This is a genomic window from Ferrimonas sp. YIN67 (assembly GCF_057219095.1).
Window position 1 is genome coordinate 19373 of record NZ_JBXVVJ010000004.1, and the last position, 20155, is coordinate 39527.

Consider the following 20155-nt stretch of genomic DNA (forward strand, 5'->3'; position numbering starts at 1 on the left):
AGTGTAGAGAGTGACTATCGTCAAAATAATCTCTGATTATGGGATTAGGATAACGAAAACACCCCGGGTTCGGCCATAAGTTCTGGCCATATGGCGCCTGACCGAACAATTTATAACCCAAATGCTTTATAAAGGCCATAAAAAAGGCCCCACCGGTTATCCGGTGGGGCCTATCCGTTTTACCTATCCCTTACAGGGCGTTGGTAAAGGTACGGGTGATCACGTCCTGCTGCTGCTCTTTGGTCAGAGCGTTGAAGCGTACGGCGTAACCGGATACACGGATGGTCAGCTGTGGGTACTTCTCTGGGTTCTCCACCGCATCCAGCAGCATATCGCGGTTCATCACGTTCACGTTCAGGTGCTGGCCACCTTCACGGGACTCAGTGTGCTTGAAGTAACCGTCCATCAGGGCAGCCAGGTTGGCACGACGACCGTTGTCATCCTTGCCCAGGGCACCTGGTACAATGGAGAAGGTGTAGGAGATCCCGTCTTTGGCGTGGGCAAACGGCAGTTTACCTACGGAAGTCAGGGAAGCTACGGCACCGGACTCATCACGGCCGTGCATTGGGTTGGCACCCGGAGCGAACGGCTGACCGGCACGACGGCCGTCCGGAGTGTTACCAGTCTTCTTACCGTATACCACGTTAGAGGTAATGGTCAGGATGGACTGAGTTGGGATCGCGTTGCGGTAAGTCTTCAAAGAACGGATCTTGTTCATGAAGGTTTCTACCAGCTCACAGGCGATGTCATCTACGCGAGAATCGTTGTTACCAAATTTCGGGTAATCACCCTCGATCTCGTAGTCAACCGCGATGCCGTCTTCGTTCCGGATCACTTTCACTTTGGCGTGCTTGATGGCAGCCAAAGAGTCAGCGGTGATGGACAGACCGGCGATACCACACGCCATGGTGCGGGTTACGTCGCGATCGTGCAGTGCCATCAGTGCAGACTCGTAAGAGTACTTGTCGTGCATGAAGTGGATGCTGTTCAGCGCGGTCACGTACTGCTTGGCCAGCCAGTCCATGAAGGTATCCAGCTTGGCGTAAACGGTTTCGAAGTCCAGAACGTCGGCGGTGATCGCTTCCATCTTAGGACCCACCTGCATGCCGGTCTTCTCATCAACACCACCGTTGATGGCCAGCAGCAGAGTCTTGGCCAAGTTAGCGCGGGCGCCGAAGAACTGCATGTGCTTACCCACAACCATTGGGGATACACAGCACGCGATGGCGTAATCGTCAGACTGGAAGTCAGGACGCATCAGATCATCGTTTTCGTACTGGATGGAGGAAGTATCGATGGATACTTTCGCCGCGTACTTCTTGAAGCCTTCTGGCAATTGCTCAGACCAGAGTACGGTCATGTTTGGCTCTGGAGAAGGGCCCATGGTGTACTGAGTGTTCAGGAAGCGGAAAGTGGTCTTGGAAACCAGGGTACGACCGTCGGTGCCCATACCGGCCATGGACTCAGTCGCCCAGATTGGGTCACCGGAGAACAACTCATCGTACTCAGGGGTACGCAGGAAGCGAACCATACGCAGTTTCATGACGAAATGGTCAACCATCTCCTGAGCTTGAGACTCGGTGAGTACGCCATTGGCGATGTCACGCTCAATGTAGATGTCCAGGAAGGTGGAGACACGGCCCAGAGACATGGCAGCGCCGTTCTGGGACTTGATGGCCGCCAGGTAAGCGAAGTAGGTCCACTGGATCGCTTCTTGGGCATTCTGTGCTGGACGACCGATGTCGAAACCATACTTGGCCGCCATCTCTTTCATCTTGCCCAGGGCACGATGCTGCTCAGCGATCTCTTCGCGCAGCTGCATGGTCTCGGACAGGTTAACGCCGTTTTCGAAATCCGCTTGGGTGGAGACGAACTGAGCGTACTTGTCCTTCATCAGGAAGTCGGCACCGTACAGAGCCATACGACGGTAATCACCGATGATGCGGCCACGGCCGTAGGCATCCGGCAGACCGGTCAGTACACCGGACTTACGGCAGCGCAGGATGTCCTGGCTGTACAGGTCGAAGACACCGGCGTTGTGGGTCTTACGGTGCTCGGAGTAGAACTCCTTGATGGTAGGATCCAGTTCACGACCGTAAACCTTACAGGCACCGTCAACCATACGGATACCACCGTTAGGGATGATGGCACGCTTCAGCGGTGCTTCAGTCTGCAGACCAACAATGGTCTCCAGATCTTTGTTGATGTAGCCAGCGTCGTGAGCGGTGATGGTGGAGATCACATCGGTGTCGAAGTCGACAGGCGCGTGGGTGCTGTTTTCCTGACGGATACCTTCCATCACCTTGGCCCACAGAGTGTTGGTGGCTTCGGTGGCACCGGCCAGGAAGGCTTCGTCGCCTTCGTATGGGGTGTAGTTTTGCTGGATGAAGTCACGGACGTTGACTTCGGTTTTCCAATCGCCAGCGGCGAAGCCGTCCCAAGCTTGGGAGAACTGTTCGGTTTTATCAGTCATGAGATCTACCTTTCTCGTACATTCCGAGGTTAACCGGTGCCGACCCCGTACCGTCGGAGTCGGAAAAAAGCGGATGAGCAATTCAGCCGCACCTCCCGCCTTAGCCGGAGGTTGTAAAACTGTGTGGTAACGCGCCAAGTTTTCGCCTGGTCAGCTCGCCACAAACATCAATCACAGCTGAGAGTATATCGCGCTGCCGATGTATTTGTGTGAACCCTGCCGCCTTTTGCATCCTGTAAGTCGCCGGGGGCAGTTTACTTGTTAAGTATTGGTATTACCAAATTACAAGGCGAAGATTACCACAGCCGCAATGAGGGTGCATTGCTCCCGCAGACTGAAATCTCGGCTGGTGACAAATTATTCAAAAATTGTGATCTGAATCTGTGCTGGTGTGGTTTTGTGGTGATCTGGATCTCGTCGTTCGGTGTGGCTGTGGAGTCAAGCTGGCGGGGTTGGATCAAAAATGAATCACTCTTAATGGTCTGACCAAATATGTTTGACCTGTTTTGAACTTTACTTGGCATCCCGTTTTGCATTGCTTACCATTGGCGACTTGCTGCTGTTTAAGGTAAAGAATCGAGATGATGCAGGGGATCAATGCTGCGAGCCTGGCTAAGGGCTCGCTGTTGCTGACGCTGGCCTATTTTCTGCTTTGGATCACCGGGCCACTCTGGCTCAGCAAAGCGGGTAACTGGATGGGTCTACCTTTGTGGTTTTGGATCTCCTGTGTGGTTGCGCCTGTGTCTTTGAGCGTGGCGGTTACCTTGTGGTTGCGGGGTGACAGGGATGACTAATTGGGGCCTGCTGTTACCGATCCTGGCCTATCTGCTGGTGACCTTGCTGATCTCGCGTCTGGCAGCGAGGCGTTCCGAGGCAAACGGCGATTTTAGCAATCGTTACTTTCTCGGCGGGCAGTTTATGGGGGGCGGTCTGTTGGCCCTGGCCCTGGTCACCACCTATACCAGCGCCTCTTCCTTTATAGGCGGACCCGGTGCGGCCTACAAGTTCGGTCTGGGCTGGGTATTGTTGGCAATGATCCAGGTGCCCGTGGCCATGTTGACCCTGGGGGTCGTGGGTCCCAAGATCTGGGCATTGGCCCGCCGTCATCAGGCCGTGACCATTCTCGATGTGCTGGATCAGCGATACCGGAGCAGTGCCTTGCTGTGGATCTCGGGGATCAGCTTGATCGGTGCATTTATCGGTATGGTCGTGGTGCAATTCACCGGAGGCGCCCGCCTTTTGGCGGTGATGACCGGGATGGACTACGAGTTCGCCCTGGCCCTGTTTGTGGGCACTGTCTTGGTTTATACCCTTTGGGGCGGCTTTCGAGCGGTTTCCTATACGGATGCGCTGCAAGGTCTGGTGATGCTATTCGGGATGCTGGCTCTGTTCGTTGGCCTGTTGTGGCATGGGGGAGGGTTACCGAACCTGACCGAGCAGGTCGCCCAGGTTGACCCTGCCTTATTGACGCCCAGGGGCCCCGAGGACTTCCTCTCCTGGCCTTTCCTGCTGTCGTTCTGGATCCTGGTAGGAGTTGGAACCCTGGGGTTGCCCCATACGGCACTACGTGCCATGGCGGTGCGCGATGGCAAGGCGCTGAAACAGGCGATGATCCTGGGAACCCTGGTCTCTTCCTTGGTGATTTTACTGCCCCACTTGGCAGGGGTGCTGGCACGGCCAATACTGCCGGAACTCGCCAGCCCTGATGATGTGCTGCCCACCCTGATGGTGACCCTGTTCCCGCCAGTATTAGCCGGTTTGCTGCTTGCCGCACCAATGGCCGCGATCATGTCGTCGGTGGACTCCATGTTGTTGCAGACGGGGTCGACCCTGGTAAAAGACCTGGTACAAAGGCTTCGCCCTTTGAGTGAGCGGGCGCAACGCCTGTTGAGCTATGGGGTGATGATCAGCCTGGCATTGGGCTGTGGCTGGCTGGCCCTGGACCCCCCTGAGATGATCGTCTGGCTGAATCTCACCGCATTTGGTGTACTCCAGGTTGTGTTCCTCTGGCCGCTGATCCTGGGGTTATTCTGGCCAAAGGCAACCGCCCGCGGCGCTATTTTGTCCATGGTTTCGGGAGCGGGGAGCTTCCTGTACTGGAGTACTATGGGACTCAAACCCTTGCAACTGCATCCTATTGTCCCGGCACTGGCACTCTCCGGGTTGGTCTTTCTCCTGGTTAGCGTGTGTGTTACCAAGGAGTGCAGCGAGGCACAAGCAACGCGTCATTCCCCTCCGGTCTGAGCCTTTGGCTCCATGCAAATGCCAAGGCGGTTTCTGGCATAGTCTGGCGTCGTGAGATCTGCCGACGATACGTTAGAACGCTGGTTGTGACCTGCCATAGCTGCTCAGGTCTCAAGTCCGGTTCATTGAACCAAAGGGCTTTTTGCTCATTGTCAGCGGGGTCGATTAATGTTTAGTGGGTCCCGCTTAGAGACAAAAAAGGCTGCTCATTTGAGCAGCCTTTTTTGTCACTGGCATCCCGCTTAGTGCAGGATCCCCGCCAGACGGTCACGGATCTCACGACCGCGCTCGGTCAGGTAGGCGCGTTTAATGCGGTAGTCCTGTTCGTCCACACGCAGCTCCACCAGGCCCAGTCCGTTACGGCCGGAATGGACCCGATCGGACAGCAGGCGGGCATTACGACTTGCACTGGCCTGAGACATCTCAAAGCGCTCCTGAAGCTCCTTAATGGAGCAGCCTTCCTCTTGGCATACCTGCATAAACATCAGGCAGGTCTGGGGTGGGATCTCACTGTACACTTCACGGAAGATCTCAACGCATTCCATGATTTTGTTTAATTGAGCTTGACTCATTGTTGTATTTTTCCTCTGCTCAACAGGGTTCTTATTAGTAGGGCGTTCAGTCAAGGGCGCAAATTGAATAGGCGGTCCTGCCGAACAATCTCCTTAAGCGCAGTCCATTGATATCAGTAGCGGCTAATTCCTGCCAGTGAGAATGGCAAAAAGTGAGAACGAGCACACAGTATTTGTGAAATAAATACCTATCTATATCATGTCCTTACAGAACTGATATGAACATGGTTTTAGGTTGTATCCCTAGTGTTGATGGGGTGTTGTCGCTGTTCTGCTAAAAAAACAGTGATGAGAGATCCTAAAGGTTTAGCGAAAGCGGAGAGCCAATATCGGAATGAAAGCCATTCACAGCTAGGGAGGGAAACACACAGGGCTGTAAGATAAGAACGACTCAGCTTGGCCTAAGTCGTCCCTATTTATCGCTTTTTTGTTCTACTGAGTGTTCACACGGGTCCAGATCGGGGCGTGATCCGAGGGTTTTTCCAAGGCTCGAAGCTCGTAGTCAACATCGGACTGCTCCAGTCGGGCTGTGAGTGGCGGACTGGTGAGGATCACATCGATGCGTAGCCCCCGATTGTCGACAAACCCCTTAGAGCGGTAATCAAACCAGCTAAAACGGTCCGATATGTTTGGGTTGAGGTGGCGGTAACTGTCGGTCAAGCCCCAATCAAGCAGGCGCTTGAGCCATTGGCGCTCCTCGGGTTGGAAAGAGCACTTGCCGGTTTTGAGCCAGCGTTTGGCGTTGTTATCGCCGATGCCGATGTCCAGATCGGTGGGACTGATGTTGATATCACCCATCACGACCAACTGCTCTTCAGTGGAGTGATGTGCCTCAAGGTAGGCCATCAGATCAGCATAAAAGGCACGTTTGGCAGGGAACTTGGTCTCATGGCTGATATTTTCACCCTGAGGAAAGTAACCGTTGAGCACATGGACTGGTCGTCCCTGGGGATCTTCGATTGTCACCATGATCATGCGTCGCTGTGCGTCGTCGGGGTCGGTGGGGAAGCCATACTGCACAGCAAGGGGAACCTGCTTGGTCAGCATGGCAACACCATAGTGGGCTTTCTGGCCATGGAAGACCACGTGATACCCCATCGCCTCGATCGCCTCCTGGGGAAACTGGTCGTTGTCGACCTTGATCTCCTGCAGGCCAATGACATCCGGCTGATGTTTGTCGATCAGGGCCTGGAGTTGATGCAAACGTGCTCGCAGACCGTTGATGTTGAAGGAGACGAACTTCATTAGCCGAAGACCCTTTTAAATGGTTTCACCACAGAGTGGGCGTAGACTCCTGCCGCGATATAGGGATCGGCGTCCGCCCAGCTTTGTGCCGCTTGCAGGGAGTCGAATTCGGCGATGACGAGTGAGCCGGTAAAGCCCGCTTCACCCGGGTCATTGCTGTCGATGGCCGGCAGTGGACCTGCGGTCAGAAGGCGGCCCTGGTCCTGTAACGCTTGGAGACGGGCGAGGTGGGCCTCACGGGAGAGTTTGCGAAGCGGCAGGCTGTTATCGACATCGGTGGAGCAGATCATATACCACATGATAGGGGTCCTTTCTTCCTTAGGTTAACGGTGATCGAAGGCAAGGTAACATGAGCGCAAGGATCAAAAAAGCCGACGCATGGGCGTCGGCTTTTCGTAGAAGCTAAGTCGGATCAGGCCGTTGCCAGTTCCGCTTTCTCTTCTTTGGACTCGGCACCGATGGGCTTGATGATCACCGCGAGTACAGCGGCAACAGCCAGCATGATGGCAGACACAGTGTAGGCAATGGCGTAGGAGCCGGTTTGATCAACCACCACGGTGGCCATAACGGGACCCATGAAGCCGGACACACCCCAAGCGGTGTACAGCACACCAAAGTTGGAGCCGTAGTTCTTCAGACCGTAGTAATCGGCGGTGATGGTCGGGAAAACAGACAGCAGTGCGCCATAACCGATACCTGCCAGAGCGGCACCCAGAACGAAGCCCATCTCGGTGGTGAACATGGGGAACAGCATCATGTTCACGCCTTGCAGCAGGAATACCAGCAGCAGGGTCTGAACGCGACCGATCTTGTCGGACAGCATGCCCATGCCGATACGGCCAAAGGTATTGAATACCGCCAGTGCCGCGACCAGGAAAGCGGCGTTGGCGATCCCGCCTTGAACGCTGGCGATGGTCGTGATGTTGCCGATCAGCATCAGGCCAGCAGAAGAGGCAAAGGCGAACATCACCCACAGCATGTAGAACTGCTTGGTTTTTACCATCTCACGCCAGCTGTAGTCTTTACCCGCATCGGCTTTGGCGGCCGCTTGGGCCACGCCTTTCGGTGCTTCCGGGGTGTAGCCCGCCGGTGGGTTCACAATGGTGAAGGCCAGTGGCAGGGCGATCAGCAGTACACCGCAGCCCAGCGCCAGGAAGGCGTTGTTGATGCCGTATTGGTTGATCAGTGCCGTGGTGGTTGGCGCCAGGTACAGGGGCGCCATGCCGAAGCCACCGGCGATCAGGCCGCTAACCAATCCCTTCTTGGAGGAGTGGAACCACTTCATTGCCGCTGGCGTCAGACAAGCGTACGCAAAACCGATGCCGGCGCCGACCATCACACCGAAGGTCAGCACCAGGGCGACTACGGAGGTGGCGAAAGAGGAGGCGATCAGGCCCAGGCCCACCATGGTTGAGCCCAGGATCACCATACGGCGTGGGCCCATGCGATCCTGCAGGATCCCGGCAACCAGCAAAGAGGCCGCAAAGACTACGATGGACACGGTGTAAGGCATGCCAGCATCAACACTGGACCAGCCCAGTTCGCTTACCAGGGCTTTGCTGAAAACACTCCAAGCGTACAGGACGCCCATACACAGGTTGATTGCGATACCAGCAATCAGGATCTTTACGGCTCGATTCATCACACTTCTCTTTGACACGCTCCCCAGACGGCGATGCCGGGGCAGTTTCAACATTCGGGTTGTGGGACGCCATCGCTTTGGGCGAGGGCACGAAGGTGGCGCAGTCAAACGAAGGGGGCAATACCACCCTGTTGTTCAAAACGTAACCGGCGACACCTTGGTAACTTGGTCAGTCCATTTAAGGACGGCGTACTATAGAGGGAAAGGGACGGGCACACCAGCGCTGAAACGCACAAAAAGTGTTCAGTTTTGGCTTTTGACGAGGCGCACAGTTTTTGCAAAAAAGCAGTGTGATCGGGATCACGCTCCGTTATGTAAAAAAGCGCCCACGGGCGCTTTTTTATGTACCGAGGAGCTAGCCGCCGGGATCAGGGCTGTTTGTCTTCCTTTGAGGCAACCTCGTCCTCTTTGGGCATATGGCGGTAGAGGTAAGCAATGGTCAGCAGCAGGAAAGTGAAGGTCATGCCCATCAGGTAGAACACCTTAAAGGTGACCCAGGTTTCCTGGCTCATGGTGAAGGCGACATAGAGGTTGAGGCCAGCACAGAAGAGGAAGAAGGCAGACCAGGCGTAGCCGATCCGAGCCCAGATGGCATCGGGCAGGGTGATCTCCTTGCCCAGCATGGCCTTCATCGCAGGCTTGCCCATCCATTGGCTGATCAGCAGTGCGGCGGCAAACAGACTGTAGACGATGGTCACCTTCCATTTGATGAAGGCGTCGTCGTTAAAGGCTACCGTCAGGCCACCAAAGACCACCAGCAGGGCGAAGGTGATCAGATGCATCTTTTCAACCTTGCGGTACAAGGCGTACATCAGGCCGGTCTGCACCGCCGAGGCCACTACAATGGCACCGGTGGCCGGAATGATCCCATAGAACTTGTAGACGGCGAAAAACACCAGCAGGGGTAGAAAATCGAGCAGTTGTTTCATTGAATTCTCTTGCTTCGTAGTGGACGTCGGGGCAGCTTCCTGAACCTGGCTCAGAGCCGAGCCTAGGGCACAGTCTACCGAACCTGGGATCCCCTGTCAGGTGATCTGCGCCACAGGGATGGGGTGAATCCGGGTCATTGGGCCGCAGCGCTTGGTAAAGGGAACCAAAAAGGCCGCCCTGTGGGGCGGCCAATCTCAAGTGATGTTACCTGTTAGCGGGTCGCCGCTTTCATCTCCTGGCAGAAGGTTCTGAGCGCTTCATCACGGGCCTGGCCGTCATCCAGGTTGGCTTCGAGGATCTTCACCACGGCACTGCCGGAGATCACCCCCGCCGCGCCAGCACCGATCGCTTCTCGAACTTGCTCAGGCTTGGCGATGCCAAAGCCCAGGATGGCCGGGGGCGCATTGAAACGCTTCAGGCCGGTCAGCAGATGATCTACCGGCATGCCAGCGGCGGTCTCGGTTCCTGTCACCCCGGCGCGTGAGAGTAGGTAGGTGTAGCCGTCACCGGCTTCGGCAACCGCCTTGAGGGTGTCCTCACTGGCGTTGGGTGGGGCGATGAAGATGGGGGCTACTCCATGGCGTTGGGCTACCTGGGCAAACTCGGCCGACTCCTGCACCGGCACATCGGCCACCAGGACCGAGTCGACGCCTACCTGGGCACAACGGGCGTAGAAGGATTCCAGACCCGGGGCGTACACCAGGTTGGCGTAGACCAGCAGACCGATGGGTAATTGGGGGTATTTTTGCCGAACCTGCGCCAGGATCTCGAAGCACTGGGCTGGGGTCGTGCCCGCATCCAGGGCACGGATATTGGCCGCCTGAATGGTGGGGCCATCGGCTGAGGGATCGGAGAAGGGGAAGCCCAGCTCCAGGGCATCGGCGCCACCGGCCACCAGGGCGTCGATCACCGCCAGGCTGTCGCCCGGATTGGGATCGCCCAAGGTAACAAAGGGAACGAAGGCGCCTTCATTGCGCTGCTCGAGGGCGGTAAACAGTTGGGAGTAACGGCTCACAGTTTGCCCTCCTTCTCCAGAATATCGTGAACGGTAAAGATGTCCTTGTCACCGCGACCGGACAGGTTAACCACCAGCAGGGTCTCCTCGGTGGCGGCTTCGGCCATCTTGTAGGCCTGGGCCAGGGCGTGGGCCGACTCCAGTGCCGGGATAATGCCCTCAGAGCGGGCCAGCAACTGGAACGCCTCCAGTGCTTCGGCATCGGTCACCGAGGGGTATTGGGCACGGCCGGTGGCCGCCAGGTGCGCGTGCTGTGGGCCGACGGAGGGGAAGTCCAGTCCGGCGGAGACCGAATAGGACTCCTCAATCTGGCCGTGTTCGTCCTGCATCAGGGGGGCTTTCATGCCGAAGAAGATCCCCAGCTTGCCGTGGGCCAGGGGGGCGCCGTGTTCGCCGGTTTCGATGCCGTGGCCAGCCGGCTCGACACCAATCAGTGCAACACTCTCCTCTTCGATGAAATCGGCGAACATGCCGATGGCGTTGGAGCCGCCGCCGACACAGGCGATCACCGCATCGGGCAGTCGACCCTCTTTGGCCAGGATCTGTTGCTTGGTCTCTTCACCGATCATGCGCTGGAATTCGCGCACCACGGTGGGGAAGGGGTGGGGACCGGCGGCGGTGCCCAGCAGGTAATGGGCCTTGTCGTAGTTGGCACTCCAGTCGCGCAGCGCTTCATTACAGGCGTCCTTCAAGGTGGCGGAGCCCGAGTGGACAGGGATCACCTCGGCGCCCATCAGGCGCATGCGAAAGACGTTAGGACTTTGACGCTCGACGTCTTTAGCGCCCATGTATACCTTGCATTTGAGTCCCAGCAGGGCACAGGCCAGGGCGCTGGCCACACCATGTTGGCCGGCGCCGGTCTCGGCGATCACCTCTTTTTTGCCCATGCGTTTGGTCAGCAGTGCCTGGCCCAGCACCTGGTTGGTCTTGTGGGCGCCACCGTGCAGCAGATCTTCCCGCTTGAGGTAGATGGTGACCTTGGGGTTGGGGCTGAAGTTACGGGTCTTGGTCAGGGCCGTTGGGCGTCCTGCATAGTTGTTCAGCAGATCGGTAAACTCGCGCTGAAAATCGGGATCCTGCTGGGCCTCGATAAAGGCTTGCTCCAATTGATCCAGGGCCGGCATCAGGATCTGTGGCACAAACTGGCCACCGAACTCGCCGAAATAGGGGTTAAGGATGCTCATCTTGGGTTCTCTTTATCTCTTCTATTCAATTCAATACTGACGGATCTGGTTCAGGCAATCTGCGATCTTGGCGGGGTCTTTGATCCCTGGGCTGGACTCAACACCGCTGTTGAGGTCCAGTCCGTAGAAATGTTGCTGCGCCGCCTGGTGAATGTTCTCAGGCCCCAGGCCGCCAGCCAGAAACGCCTCATTGCGCTGCTCGGCGATCCGATCCCAGTCAAATGTCTGCCCGGTACCGCCAAACTGGCTGGTTGTGGCGCTGTCGAACAGGCGGCGATCGGCGTTGCCGACGTCGTTGCTCAGATCGCTGCGTACCGCCTTTAGGAGCAGGCAGCTGCAGCCCTCCCGACTCAAGGCATGGCGCAACTTGTCGAGATAGACTTCGTCTTCGTCGCCATGCAGTTGCACCGCAAACAGGTTCAGCTCCTTGGCCAAGGCGGCGATCTGCCGCTTGGACTGATTCACAAACACGCCGATGTAGTTCAGAGGCGCGGCATTAATGATCCGTTTGGCCTGCTCTGGGCTGATACAGCGGGGCGACTTCTCGGCGAAGATCAGTCCGCCATAGCTGGCACCGGCACGGGCCACGGCCACGGCGTCCTCCGCCCGGGTCAGGCCACACACCTTGGTGTGACCGAAGATCAGCTGACGACAGGCCAAATCCACATCCGCCTGTTCGGTCAGGCTGGATCCCACCAGGAAGGCATCGGCATGGGGCGCCAGGCGACGGACCTGGCTGTGGGTGTAAATGCCCGACTCGCTGATCACGACGCGATCGGAGGGTACCTGGCCGGCCAGGCGCTCGGTGGTCGCCAGATCGATGGAGAGATCGCGTAAGTCCCGGTTGTTGATGCCGACGATGCGGGCATTGAGGGCGATGGCACGATCCATCTCCTCCTGATTGCTCACTTCCGTCAGTATGTCCAGCCCCAGCAGTTCGGCTTCTTCTGCCAGTTGCAGATAGAGTTCGTCGTTGAGCACCGACAGCATCAGCAGCGCCGCATCGGCACCCAGATTGTGTGCCAGGCGCAGTTGGCGCGGATCGATGATGAAATCTTTGCACAGAACGGGAACCGAGACGGCTTCCCGAACGGCTCGCAGGTATTCGAAATCGCCCTGAAAGAACTGCTCGTCGGTCAGAACGGAGATCCCGGCGGCGTACTTGTCATAAACGGTACCTATGGCTACGGGATCAAAATCGGCACGGATCAGCCCTTTGGAGGGGCTGGCTTTCTTGCATTCCAGCAGGAAACCGGTGGGGCCTTGCTTGAGCGCAGCAAACAGGCTGCGTTCGGATGGGGCGCCGCGGGTGTTGAGCAAGTCGCCATAGCGCTCGGCCAGGGCATCAATGTGGGCCGGTTTGGTGGCGACAATTTTATCCAGCACGGTGCCGGTCTGGCGCAGCTGGGTCATGTCGAAGTTGTGTTTGAGTTCGCTCATTGGCTGCTGGCCTCGGCAAAGGCACGCAGCAGTTCTAGCGGCTTGCCGGAGTCCATGGTGGCCAGCGCTAACTGGGTGCCGGTTTTAAGACAATCGGCCAACCCTGCCAGATACAAGCCGGCGCCGGCATTGACGGCTACCGCCGCACGCTGCGCCGGGGTGCCACCGCCGCTGAGCAGTTGTTCGGTGATGTGTTTATTTTCCTCCGGCTCGCCGCCACGGATCTCGGTCAGATCAAACTGGGCGACACCCAGATCTTGCGGGCTGAAGCTGCGCTCGATGAGTTCACCCTCTTTAAGCTCCACCACGGTGCTTTCACCATGGATGGCCAGCTCGTCCAGGCCCAGGCCGTGGACGACCAGGGCGCGCTTTACCCCCAAGGAACGGACCACTTCGGCAATGGGGCGAACCAGAGCCGCATCATAGACGCCCAGCAGCATCTGGGTTGGACGGGCCGGGTTGATCAGCGGCCCCAGCAGGTTGAACAGGGTGCGGGTCTTGAGCTGAGCTCGAACCGGGGCGGCGTGTTTCATGCCGGCATGGTAGAAGGGGGCAAACAGGAAGGTTACCCCTAAGTGCTCTAAGCATTCGGCTGAGCGCTCCGGGGTCATGGTCAGGTTGATGCCGAATTGGGTCAGCAAGTCCGACGCACCGGACAGCGAGGACACACTGCGACTGCCGTGTTTGGAGACTTTGGCGCCAGCGGCGGCGGCGACAAAGGTGGCGGTAGTGGAGATGTTAAAGGTATTGGCGCCGTCACCGCCGGTGCCGACGATGTCCAGCAAGTCTCCTTCCGGCCGCGGGTAGGGCTTGGCGGCATCGCGCAGCGCCTCTGCGGCACCGGCTATCTCCTCGATGGTTTCGCCGCGCAGCTTCATCGCGGTCAGCACGGTGGCCAACTCCACGTCATTGACCAAGCCGGTCACCACATCGGCAAACAGGGCTTTGGCCTGCTCACGGGAAAGGGGCTGGCCTTCAAACAGTTGGGCCATCAGTTTTTGGGTTGGAGTTAGCATAGCGGCGCGTCCTTGGTTAGCAGGGTCAGTGTACGGCTTAACAGTTGTGCGCCGTGCTCGGTCAGGATGGACTCGGGGTGGAACTGGTAGCCCACGGCACGGTGCTGGGGATGCACCACGGCCATGGCCATGCCGTCGACTTGTGCCGGTACGTGCAGGCAATCCGGCAGCTCCAGGCCGACCAGAGAGTGATAGCGAGCGATGGTCAGCGGGTTGGGCAGGCCGTCAAACAGCGGGCTTTGATCGTGCTGCATCGGACTGGATTTACCGTGCATCACCTCGGCTGCCCGGCCGACCCGGCCGCCATAGTGTTCAATCAGCGCCTGGTGACCCAGGCAGATCCCCAATACCGGCAATTTACCGGCCACTAAGCCGAGCAGTTCCATCAGGCATCCGGCCTCGTGTGGGGCACCGGGGCCGGGGGAAAGGACCAGCACCCCAGGCTCGTCTTGGGCCAGCAGTTTATCAGCCAGCACCTGGGCCTTGATGTCATTGCGGTAGACGGTGACCGGGTAGCCAGCACTGCGGAATTGATCCACCAGATTCCAGGTAAAGGAGTCGAAGTTGTCAAGAAGCGTTACCGGGATCATTGTCCACCTCCTATGGCGCGCAGCACGGCCTGGGCTTTGTTGCGGGTTTCATCGGCTTCGGACTGGGGATCGGAGTCAAACACCACCCCGGCCCCGGCCTGAACGTGGGCGATGCCGTCATTGACCAGTGCCGAGCGGATCACGATGCAGGTGTCCATGTCTCCGCGACCATTGAGGTAACCGACGGCGCCGCCGTAGCTGCCGCGACGCTCGCCTTCGGCCTGACGGAGCAGGCTGGCGGCGCTGACCTTGGGGGCGCCGGTGAGGGTGCCCATGTTCATGCAGGCCTGGTAGGCGTGCAGGGCATCCAGATCTTCACGCAGTTGGCCGGTGACCCGGGACACCAGATGCATCACATGGCTGTAGCGATCCACTTTCAGCAGTTCGGCGACACGGCGGGTGCCGGGCTGAGAGATGCGGGCCACATCATTGCGGGCCAGATCCACCAGCATCATGTGCTCAGACAGCTCTTTCTGATCCTGACGCAGGCCCAGCTCAATGCGGCTGTCGAGATCGTGGTCGATGCGGCCGTCGGCAAACTTGCCACGCTGACGGGTGCCGGCAATGGGATAGATCTCCACTTGGTTGGTACTCACTTCATACTTGAGTGCGCTCTCGGGCGAGGCGCCAAACAGGGTGAAGTCTTCGGCTCGCATGTAGAACATGTAGGGGCTGGGGTTGAGCACCCGCAGGCGGCCGTAGGCGGCTAACGGGTCGGGGCAGGGCAGGGAGAAACGGCGTGCCGGTACCACCTGGAAGATATCGCCGGCGATCACGTGCTCTTTGAGATCGTTCACCACGGCCCGAAACTGCGCGTCGCTCTGATTCACTTCGACCGGGTGGGGCGCCGGGACTTCCTGCGGCAGTGGGGCCAGAGGTTGAGCCAGTGTGGCACTGAGCGCACCCAAGCGCTGGCGCTTGTCGTTCATCACCAGTTCGGCTTTGTCGCCGCCAAAGACGGACCCCAGCAGCCGCGCGGTGCGGGCCTGATGATCCAGCAACAGGGTCGTCTCTGCCAGGTAGAACAGGTAATCCGGGCAGTTGTTGGCGCTGTCGGCTACTTCGGGCAGTGGTTCGACGCTGGCCACCAGATCGAAGGCGAAGCAGCCGGTCAGCAGCACCGACTCCGGCAGGGCGTTATCAGAGCGGATCTGCTGCTGCAGCAGGCGCAGCACGGTCAAGGGTGAGGCGGCTTTGAGTCGGCTGTCCTCATCGAGCCCGGCTATGGGCTGTGGCAGGGTGACGCTTAGGCTTTTGTCACTGGGTTGTGGCTGGTATTCGGCCAGCAGCTCGGCGATGAACGGCAGCAGGGCTTCACCGTTGACGGTTAATGCGGTGATCTCCACGGTGCGGCCCATGCATCGCAGGGACAGGGCGGCGTCGATCATCAACAGGCTTTTGAGCCCGGCTTTGGATTCGATCTCCGCAGATTCGAGCAGCAGGGTGTGTGGGCGATCCCCGCACAGCGCCTGGTATACCTCTGCGGCTTCCCTGTGGTAGTTCACGGATGTGGTCAGGGTCCGAGCTTGCCCGGACTGAAGGTTCGTGGTCATTAGAGGCGCTTCCCGGCGGCTTCAACAAAGGGGCGTAGGCCCGAGATCAAGGCGGCGAAGTCATTGCCATCGAGAGACTGATGGCCATCCGACAAGGCTTCCCTTGGGTTCATATGGGCTTCGACGATAATACCATCGGCACCGACGGCTGCGCTGGCATAAGACAGTGGCGCAACCAACTCGCGAATGCCGGTGCCGTGACTGGGGTCGACCAGCACAGGTAGATGGGTTTTGCGTTTGAGGTAGGCGACGGCATTGAGATCCAGCGTGTTGCGGGTGGCGGTCTCGAAGGTGCGAATGCCCCGCTCACACAGGATGACGTTGGGGTTGCCGGCGTTGACTATGTACTCGGCGGCCAGCAGGAATTCTTCGATGGTGGCACTCATGCCCCGTTTGAGCAGCACCGGCAGGCCACATTCGCCGACGGCCTCCAGTAAGCGGAAGTTCTGCATGTTGCGGGCACCGATCTGCAAAGCATCAACGTATTGCGCCATCAGATCTACATCACTGGCTTCGATCACTTCGGACACCGTCGGCAGTCCGGTGGCGCGGTTGGCTTCCTTGAGCAGCTTCAGGCCGGCTTCGCCCATGCCCTGAAAGCTGTAAGGGCTGGTTCGCGGCTTGAAGGCGCCCCCGCGCAGGGCTGCGACGCCATGGCCCTTGACCATCTCGGCCACATCCAGGATCTGGTCGCGTCCTTCGACGCCACATGGGCCGGCGATGACGGTGAACCGTTCGCCACCGACGGCGTGGTTGCCCAGCATGACATGGGTGTCGATGGGGTTGAGTTCACGGGAAACCTGCTTGTACTTGGACAGGATGGGTTTGATCTCATCGACGCGGGGATCGCTGTCCAGGTTGAGCGATTGCAGGATCCGTTCGTCGCCAATGGCACCCAAGACCGTGCGCTCTACACCTGGCATGTAGAGTGGTTTAAGGCCGGTGCTTTCGATTTTTTGAACCAGCTCTTTGGCATCCACTTCACAAACGCCGGCTTTCAAAATGATGATCATTGGGTGTATTTCCTAAAGGCATAAAAAAACCCGCTTTCGTATTGGCGAAAGCGGGTTTTATGAAATTCTTACTTTTTCAATCAGGTACAGTTCATTGCACCCCCGCTATGTTCGGGAGAGCCACCACCAATTTGCGTTGTTGAACTGGGAGTTTGACATCGAGTGTAAACCTGTAATGAAAAGTTGACGGATTGTCTTTACACCGAAAGGTTACCGGCTGGCGTTTATCTGTGTCAAGGACAAAATTCGTGCAAACGGACTTTTGCGCCTGGCTGGAGTACAATGCTTCGAATTCCATAAAGGACCGTTATGAAAATCGATCTGCATTGCCACTCCCGCGCCTCCGATGGCACGCTCTCTCCCACCGATCTGGTGATTCGTGCCTTGAATCAGCAGGTCGATATTTTGGCACTCACGGATCACGACACGGTTGACGGCCTGGTTGAAGCCCAAAATGCGGCAGCCGACAGTGCCTTGCGCCTGATCAATGGCGTTGAGATCTCCACCAGCTGGCACAGTTTCGATATTCATGTTGTCGGGCTGAATTTTCAGTTGGAGGATCCGACGCTCAAGGCGCTGCTGGAGAGCCAGGCGCAGCAGCGACAGGGCAGGGCCGAAGCGATCGCCGCCAAGCTGGCCAAGCGACGGATTGAGGGAACCCTGGAGCAAGCCCTAGGCTATGCTGCCGGTGGCAGTATAGGACGCAGCCACTTTGCCCGGGTTTTGATGGAGCGGGGGATCGTCAGTGCCAAGCAGGCTGCCTTTGATAAGTATCTGGGGCGGGGGCAAAGTGCCTTCGTGCGTAACCAATGGTGCAGCATCGAGCAGGCGGTGGCGGCCATCCATCGGGCCGGAGGTCTTGCAGTCCTGGCCCATCCGAGTAAATATCAATTGTCTAACAAGTGGTTACGCAAGCTTCTGGTGGAATTTAAAGCGGTTGGTGGTGATGCCATGGAGGCGATCCACTGCCAGCAGAATGTTCAGCAGCGGCAATTTTTGTTGGAACTGGCCCGTGAGTATGAGTTGTTGATCTCCGCCGGTTCGGATTTTCACTTTCCCAGTCGCTGGGTTGAACTGGGCCGGGGTCTTCATCGGCCGGAGCAACCCGGAGTCTGGCACCGACTGGACTGGTTGCCGTCTTAAGTCGCTGTGCCTATAACAAAGGAATGGTTATGAGTCAGTTTTTCTATATGCACCCGGACAATCCTCAGGCCCGATTGATCAATCAGGCGGTGGCATTGATCCATAAGGGCGGCGTGATCGCCTACCCCACGGATTCCGGTTATGCCATCGGGTGTCACATCGGCGATAAGAAGGCGCTGGACCGGCTCTGCCGGATCCGCCAGTTGCGCTCTGATCATAATTTTACCCTGATGTGTCGGGATCAGGCCGAGCTCTCCCTGTATGCTCGGGTCGACAATACGGCTTTCCGTCTGCTCAAGAGCCATACCCCTGGACCCTATACCTTTATCTTTAAAGGCACCAAGGAGGTGCCCCGTCGTTTGCTCAATGAGAAGCGTAAGACGATCGGCATTCGGGTACCGGATAATACTATTGCTCTGGCGCTGCTGGAGGCGTTGGGAGAACCCTTGATGTCCACCAGCTTGATCTTGCCCGGTGCCGAATTGACCGAGTCGGATCCGGAAGAGATCCGGGAGAAACTGGAGCACCAACTGGATCTGATCATCCACGGCGGGATCCTGGGGGAGAGCCCAACGACGGTCGTCGATTTCAGTGACGATGAAGCCCGGATCCTGCGTCGTGGTGCGGGGGATCCCACACCCTTTGAATAATTCGCTGACAAAGGCTATAGCGCTCCCTATAATGACGCGTTTTTTACTCGATCTATGGCCCAGACTTCCGTGATGATCCAACAACCCTTGCCGCTGGCCGTTGTCCGTGGTGAGCCGGTGATGGCACCACCGGTGGATCTCTTTATTCCACCCGAGGCACTGGAAGTGATCCTTGAGTCCTTTGAAGGGCCATTGGATCTGCTGCTTTATCTGATCCGAAAACAGAAGCTCGATATTCTGGATCTGCCCGTGGTGCCCATCACTCGGCAATATATGGAATACATCGGCCTGATGGAGCAGATGAAGTTTGAGCTGGCGGCGGAGTATCTGGTGATGGCGGCGACCCTGGCTGAGATTAAATCACGCCTGCTGCTGCCGCGTCAGATCAGTGAGGAGGAGGAGGAGATCGATCCCCGTACCTTGCTGATCCGCCAACTGCAGGCCTACGAAGTGATCAAGCAGGCTGCTCAGGATCTGGACGCACGGCCTCGGGCCGAACGGGATTTCTGGCCAGCCCATGCCGAGCGGGCGGCCGATCTGGCCCCTGTGGTGATCCCCCCGGAAGTGGACTTGTCCGAACTGGTGGGGGCACTGCGTGAGGTGGTGCAACGGGCCGATCATTTTGAGCATCACCAGATAGCGAAGGAAGCCCTATCGACCCGGGAGCGAATGAGCAAGGTGTTGGCTATGCTGACAGCGGATCGTTTTACTCCCTTTCAGGCGCTGTTTACGCCGGAAGAGGGACGTGCCGGGGTGGTGGTCAGTTTCCTGGCGATCCTGGAGTTGACCAAGGAGGGGCTGATCGAGCTGCAACAGGCTGCACCGGGCAGCCAGATCCACGTCAGGGCAAGGGCATGAGCCGGATTAATGATGAACAGCTCAAGCAGCTGATTGAAGCCGCGCTGTTTGTGGCGGACCGTCCATTGGGCGCCAAGGGCTTGAAACAGAGTGTGCTGGCGGACTTCGCGGTCTCTGTCGGTCGCATCAACGAAGTGCTGGATGAACTGGAACTGGATTACCGTCCACGTGGCATTCAACTGGTCAAGGTGGGCGGTGGCTATCGTTTCCAGAGCCATCCGGATCTCAGCCAGCCCTTAAGTGCCTTGTGGCAGGAAAAGGCGCCACGTTATTCCCGGGCATTGCTTGAGACACTGGCGTTAATCGCCTATCGGCAGCCCATTACCCGGGGTGAAATTGAACGGGTTCGCGGCGTGTCGGTCAGTGCCAACATCATGCGAACCCTGTCCGATCGCGGTTGGATCCGTGTGATCGGACATAAAGAAGTGCCAGGACGGCCGGCGTTGTACGCAACGACCGATGAATTTTTGCAATACTTTTGTCTGGACAGCTTGGCTCAATTGCCGCCGCTGGACGATGAACAGGCCCTGGTGGCCCTGTTCAGCGCCGGTGAGGCAGAGCCCGAGCCACAGGTACATTAAAGAAGA

The 20155-nt window shown here is 57.9% G+C and carries 19 protein-coding genes; 6 read left to right on the top strand and 13 right to left on the bottom strand.

The window, feature by feature from the left end:
- Positions 1-190: 190 nt before the first annotated feature.
- A complete protein-coding gene (gene pflB / locus AC2D8U_RS10585; protein ID WP_484619018.1) occupies positions 191-2473 on the bottom strand; it encodes a formate C-acetyltransferase in 2283 nt (760 codons plus the stop codon).
- Between the two features lie 581 nt (positions 2474-3054).
- On the opposite strand from pflB, the gene AC2D8U_RS10590 reads away from it, so the two are divergent.
- Both AC2D8U_RS10590 and panF read left to right on the top strand, forming a co-directional pair.
- Positions 3055-3267: a DUF997 family protein gene (locus AC2D8U_RS10590; protein ID WP_484619019.1), complete on the top strand. Its 213-nt coding sequence runs from the start codon at positions 3055-3057 to the stop codon at positions 3265-3267.
- Positions 3260-4717 carry a sodium/pantothenate symporter gene (panF, locus tag AC2D8U_RS10595; RefSeq protein WP_484619020.1) on the top strand — a complete coding sequence of 486 codons (1458 nt, stop codon included), beginning with the start codon at positions 3260-3262 and terminating at the stop codon, positions 4715-4717. The genes AC2D8U_RS10590 and panF overlap by 8 nt, the downstream gene beginning before the upstream one ends.
- 242 nt (positions 4718-4959) lie before the next feature.
- On the opposite strand, the gene AC2D8U_RS10600 is transcribed toward panF, so the two are convergent.
- The 12 genes from AC2D8U_RS10600 to aroF form a co-directional block, all read right to left on the bottom strand.
- Positions 4960-5289, bottom strand: coding sequence for a hypothetical protein (locus tag AC2D8U_RS10600; protein WP_484619021.1), 330 nt, complete (start codon positions 5287-5289; stop codon positions 4960-4962).
- A 432-nt stretch (positions 5290-5721) separates the two neighbouring features.
- Positions 5722-6534, bottom strand: a complete 813-nt coding sequence (gene xthA, locus AC2D8U_RS10605; RefSeq protein WP_484619022.1) for an exodeoxyribonuclease III — start codon at positions 6532-6534, stop codon at positions 5722-5724.
- Complete coding sequence (locus AC2D8U_RS10610) at positions 6534-6833, bottom strand: YciI family protein (protein WP_484619023.1); 300 nt, start codon at positions 6831-6833, stop codon at positions 6534-6536. The genes xthA and AC2D8U_RS10610 overlap by 1 nt, the downstream gene beginning before the upstream one ends.
- A gap of 113 nt (positions 6834-6946) precedes the next feature.
- Entirely contained in the window at positions 6947-8176 is a 1230-nt protein-coding gene (locus AC2D8U_RS10615) for an L-lactate MFS transporter (RefSeq protein ID WP_484619024.1), read from the bottom strand.
- Between the two features lie 368 nt (positions 8177-8544).
- Positions 8545-9105 carry a septation protein A gene (locus tag AC2D8U_RS10620; protein WP_484619025.1) on the bottom strand — a complete coding sequence of 187 codons (561 nt, stop codon included), beginning with the start codon at positions 9103-9105 and terminating at the stop codon, positions 8545-8547.
- A 212-nt stretch (positions 9106-9317) separates the two neighbouring features.
- On the bottom strand, positions 9318-10121 hold the full coding sequence (trpA, locus tag AC2D8U_RS10625) for a tryptophan synthase subunit alpha (protein WP_484619026.1): 804 nt from the start codon (positions 10119-10121) through the stop codon (positions 9318-9320).
- Positions 10118-11305: a tryptophan synthase subunit beta gene (gene trpB, locus AC2D8U_RS10630; RefSeq protein WP_484619027.1), complete on the bottom strand. Its 1188-nt coding sequence runs from the start codon at positions 11303-11305 to the stop codon at positions 10118-10120. The genes trpA and trpB overlap by 4 nt, the downstream gene beginning before the upstream one ends.
- A 30-nt stretch (positions 11306-11335) precedes the next feature.
- Positions 11336-12745, bottom strand: coding sequence for a bifunctional indole-3-glycerol-phosphate synthase TrpC/phosphoribosylanthranilate isomerase TrpF (trpCF, locus tag AC2D8U_RS10635; protein WP_484619028.1), 1410 nt, complete (start codon positions 12743-12745; stop codon positions 11336-11338).
- Complete coding sequence (trpD, locus tag AC2D8U_RS10640) at positions 12742-13761, bottom strand: anthranilate phosphoribosyltransferase (RefSeq protein WP_484619029.1); 1020 nt, start codon at positions 13759-13761, stop codon at positions 12742-12744. Before trpD ends, trpCF begins: the two co-directional genes overlap by 4 nt.
- Positions 13755-14348 carry an aminodeoxychorismate/anthranilate synthase component II gene (locus tag AC2D8U_RS10645; RefSeq protein WP_484619264.1) on the bottom strand — a complete coding sequence of 198 codons (594 nt, stop codon included), beginning with the start codon at positions 14346-14348 and terminating at the stop codon, positions 13755-13757. The genes trpD and AC2D8U_RS10645 overlap by 7 nt, the downstream gene beginning before the upstream one ends.
- A complete protein-coding gene (locus AC2D8U_RS10650) occupies positions 14348-15904 on the bottom strand; it encodes an anthranilate synthase component 1 (RefSeq protein WP_484619030.1) in 1557 nt (518 codons plus the stop codon). The genes AC2D8U_RS10645 and AC2D8U_RS10650 overlap by 1 nt, the downstream gene beginning before the upstream one ends.
- Complete coding sequence (gene aroF / locus AC2D8U_RS10655) at positions 15904-16917, bottom strand: 3-deoxy-7-phosphoheptulonate synthase (RefSeq protein ID WP_484619031.1); 1014 nt, start codon at positions 16915-16917, stop codon at positions 15904-15906. The genes AC2D8U_RS10650 and aroF overlap by 1 nt, the downstream gene beginning before the upstream one ends.
- Before the next feature lie 309 nt (positions 16918-17226).
- Between aroF and AC2D8U_RS10660 the strand changes: the two genes are divergently transcribed.
- The 4 genes from AC2D8U_RS10660 to scpB all read left to right on the top strand — a co-directional run bounded on the left by AC2D8U_RS10660 (position 17227) and on the right by scpB (position 20149).
- Positions 17227-18060, top strand: coding sequence for a PHP domain-containing protein (locus AC2D8U_RS10660; RefSeq protein WP_484619032.1), 834 nt, complete (start codon positions 17227-17229; stop codon positions 18058-18060).
- Between the two features lie 29 nt (positions 18061-18089).
- Entirely contained in the window at positions 18090-18710 is a 621-nt protein-coding gene (locus AC2D8U_RS10665) for an L-threonylcarbamoyladenylate synthase (protein WP_484619033.1), read from the top strand.
- Positions 18711-18782: 72 nt separating this feature from the next.
- Positions 18783-19568, top strand: coding sequence for a segregation and condensation protein A (locus AC2D8U_RS10670; RefSeq protein ID WP_484619034.1), 786 nt, complete (start codon positions 18783-18785; stop codon positions 19566-19568).
- A complete protein-coding gene (gene scpB / locus AC2D8U_RS10675) occupies positions 19565-20149 on the top strand; it encodes an SMC-Scp complex subunit ScpB (protein ID WP_484619035.1) in 585 nt (194 codons plus the stop codon). The genes AC2D8U_RS10670 and scpB overlap by 4 nt, the downstream gene beginning before the upstream one ends.
- Positions 20150-20155 lie beyond the last annotated feature (6 nt).

Excerpts from the sequence above, each read along its gene's own strand:
- AC2D8U_RS10590 (WP_484619019.1), top strand. The coding sequence starts at position 3,055 with ATGATGCAGGGGATCAATGCTGCGAGCCTGGCTAAGGGCTCGCTGTTG.
- AC2D8U_RS10615 (WP_484619024.1), bottom strand. The coding sequence starts at position 8,176 with ATGAATCGAGCCGTAAAGATCCTGATTGCTGGTATCGCAATCAACCTG.
- trpD (WP_484619029.1), bottom strand. The coding sequence starts at position 13,761 with ATGCTAACTCCAACCCAAAAACTGATGGCCCAACTGTTTGAAGGCCAG.
- AC2D8U_RS10670 (WP_484619034.1), top strand. The coding sequence starts at position 18,783 with ATGATCCAACAACCCTTGCCGCTGGCCGTTGTCCGTGGTGAGCCGGTG.
- aroF (WP_484619031.1), bottom strand. The coding sequence starts at position 16,917 with ATGATCATCATTTTGAAAGCCGGCGTTTGTGAAGTGGATGCCAAAGAG.
- trpB (WP_484619027.1), bottom strand. The coding sequence starts at position 11,305 with ATGAGCATCCTTAACCCCTATTTCGGCGAGTTCGGTGGCCAGTTTGTG.
- trpCF (WP_484619028.1), bottom strand. The coding sequence starts at position 12,745 with ATGAGCGAACTCAAACACAACTTCGACATGACCCAGCTGCGCCAGACC.
- xthA (WP_484619022.1), bottom strand. The coding sequence starts at position 6,534 with ATGAAGTTCGTCTCCTTCAACATCAACGGTCTGCGAGCACGTTTGCAT.
- AC2D8U_RS10610 (WP_484619023.1), bottom strand. The coding sequence starts at position 6,833 with ATGTGGTATATGATCTGCTCCACCGATGTCGATAACAGCCTGCCGCTT.
- scpB (WP_484619035.1), top strand. The coding sequence starts at position 19,565 with ATGAGCCGGATTAATGATGAACAGCTCAAGCAGCTGATTGAAGCCGCG.
- pflB (WP_484619018.1), bottom strand. The coding sequence starts at position 2,473 with ATGACTGATAAAACCGAACAGTTCTCCCAAGCTTGGGACGGCTTCGCC.
- AC2D8U_RS10660 (WP_484619032.1), top strand. The coding sequence starts at position 17,227 with ATGAAAATCGATCTGCATTGCCACTCCCGCGCCTCCGATGGCACGCTC.
- AC2D8U_RS10650 (WP_484619030.1), bottom strand. The coding sequence starts at position 15,904 with ATGACCACGAACCTTCAGTCCGGGCAAGCTCGGACCCTGACCACATCC.
- AC2D8U_RS10665 (WP_484619033.1), top strand. The coding sequence starts at position 18,090 with ATGAGTCAGTTTTTCTATATGCACCCGGACAATCCTCAGGCCCGATTG.
- panF (WP_484619020.1), top strand. The coding sequence starts at position 3,260 with ATGACTAATTGGGGCCTGCTGTTACCGATCCTGGCCTATCTGCTGGTG.
- AC2D8U_RS10600 (WP_484619021.1), bottom strand. The coding sequence starts at position 5,289 with ATGAGTCAAGCTCAATTAAACAAAATCATGGAATGCGTTGAGATCTTC.
- AC2D8U_RS10620 (WP_484619025.1), bottom strand. The coding sequence starts at position 9,105 with ATGAAACAACTGCTCGATTTTCTACCCCTGCTGGTGTTTTTCGCCGTC.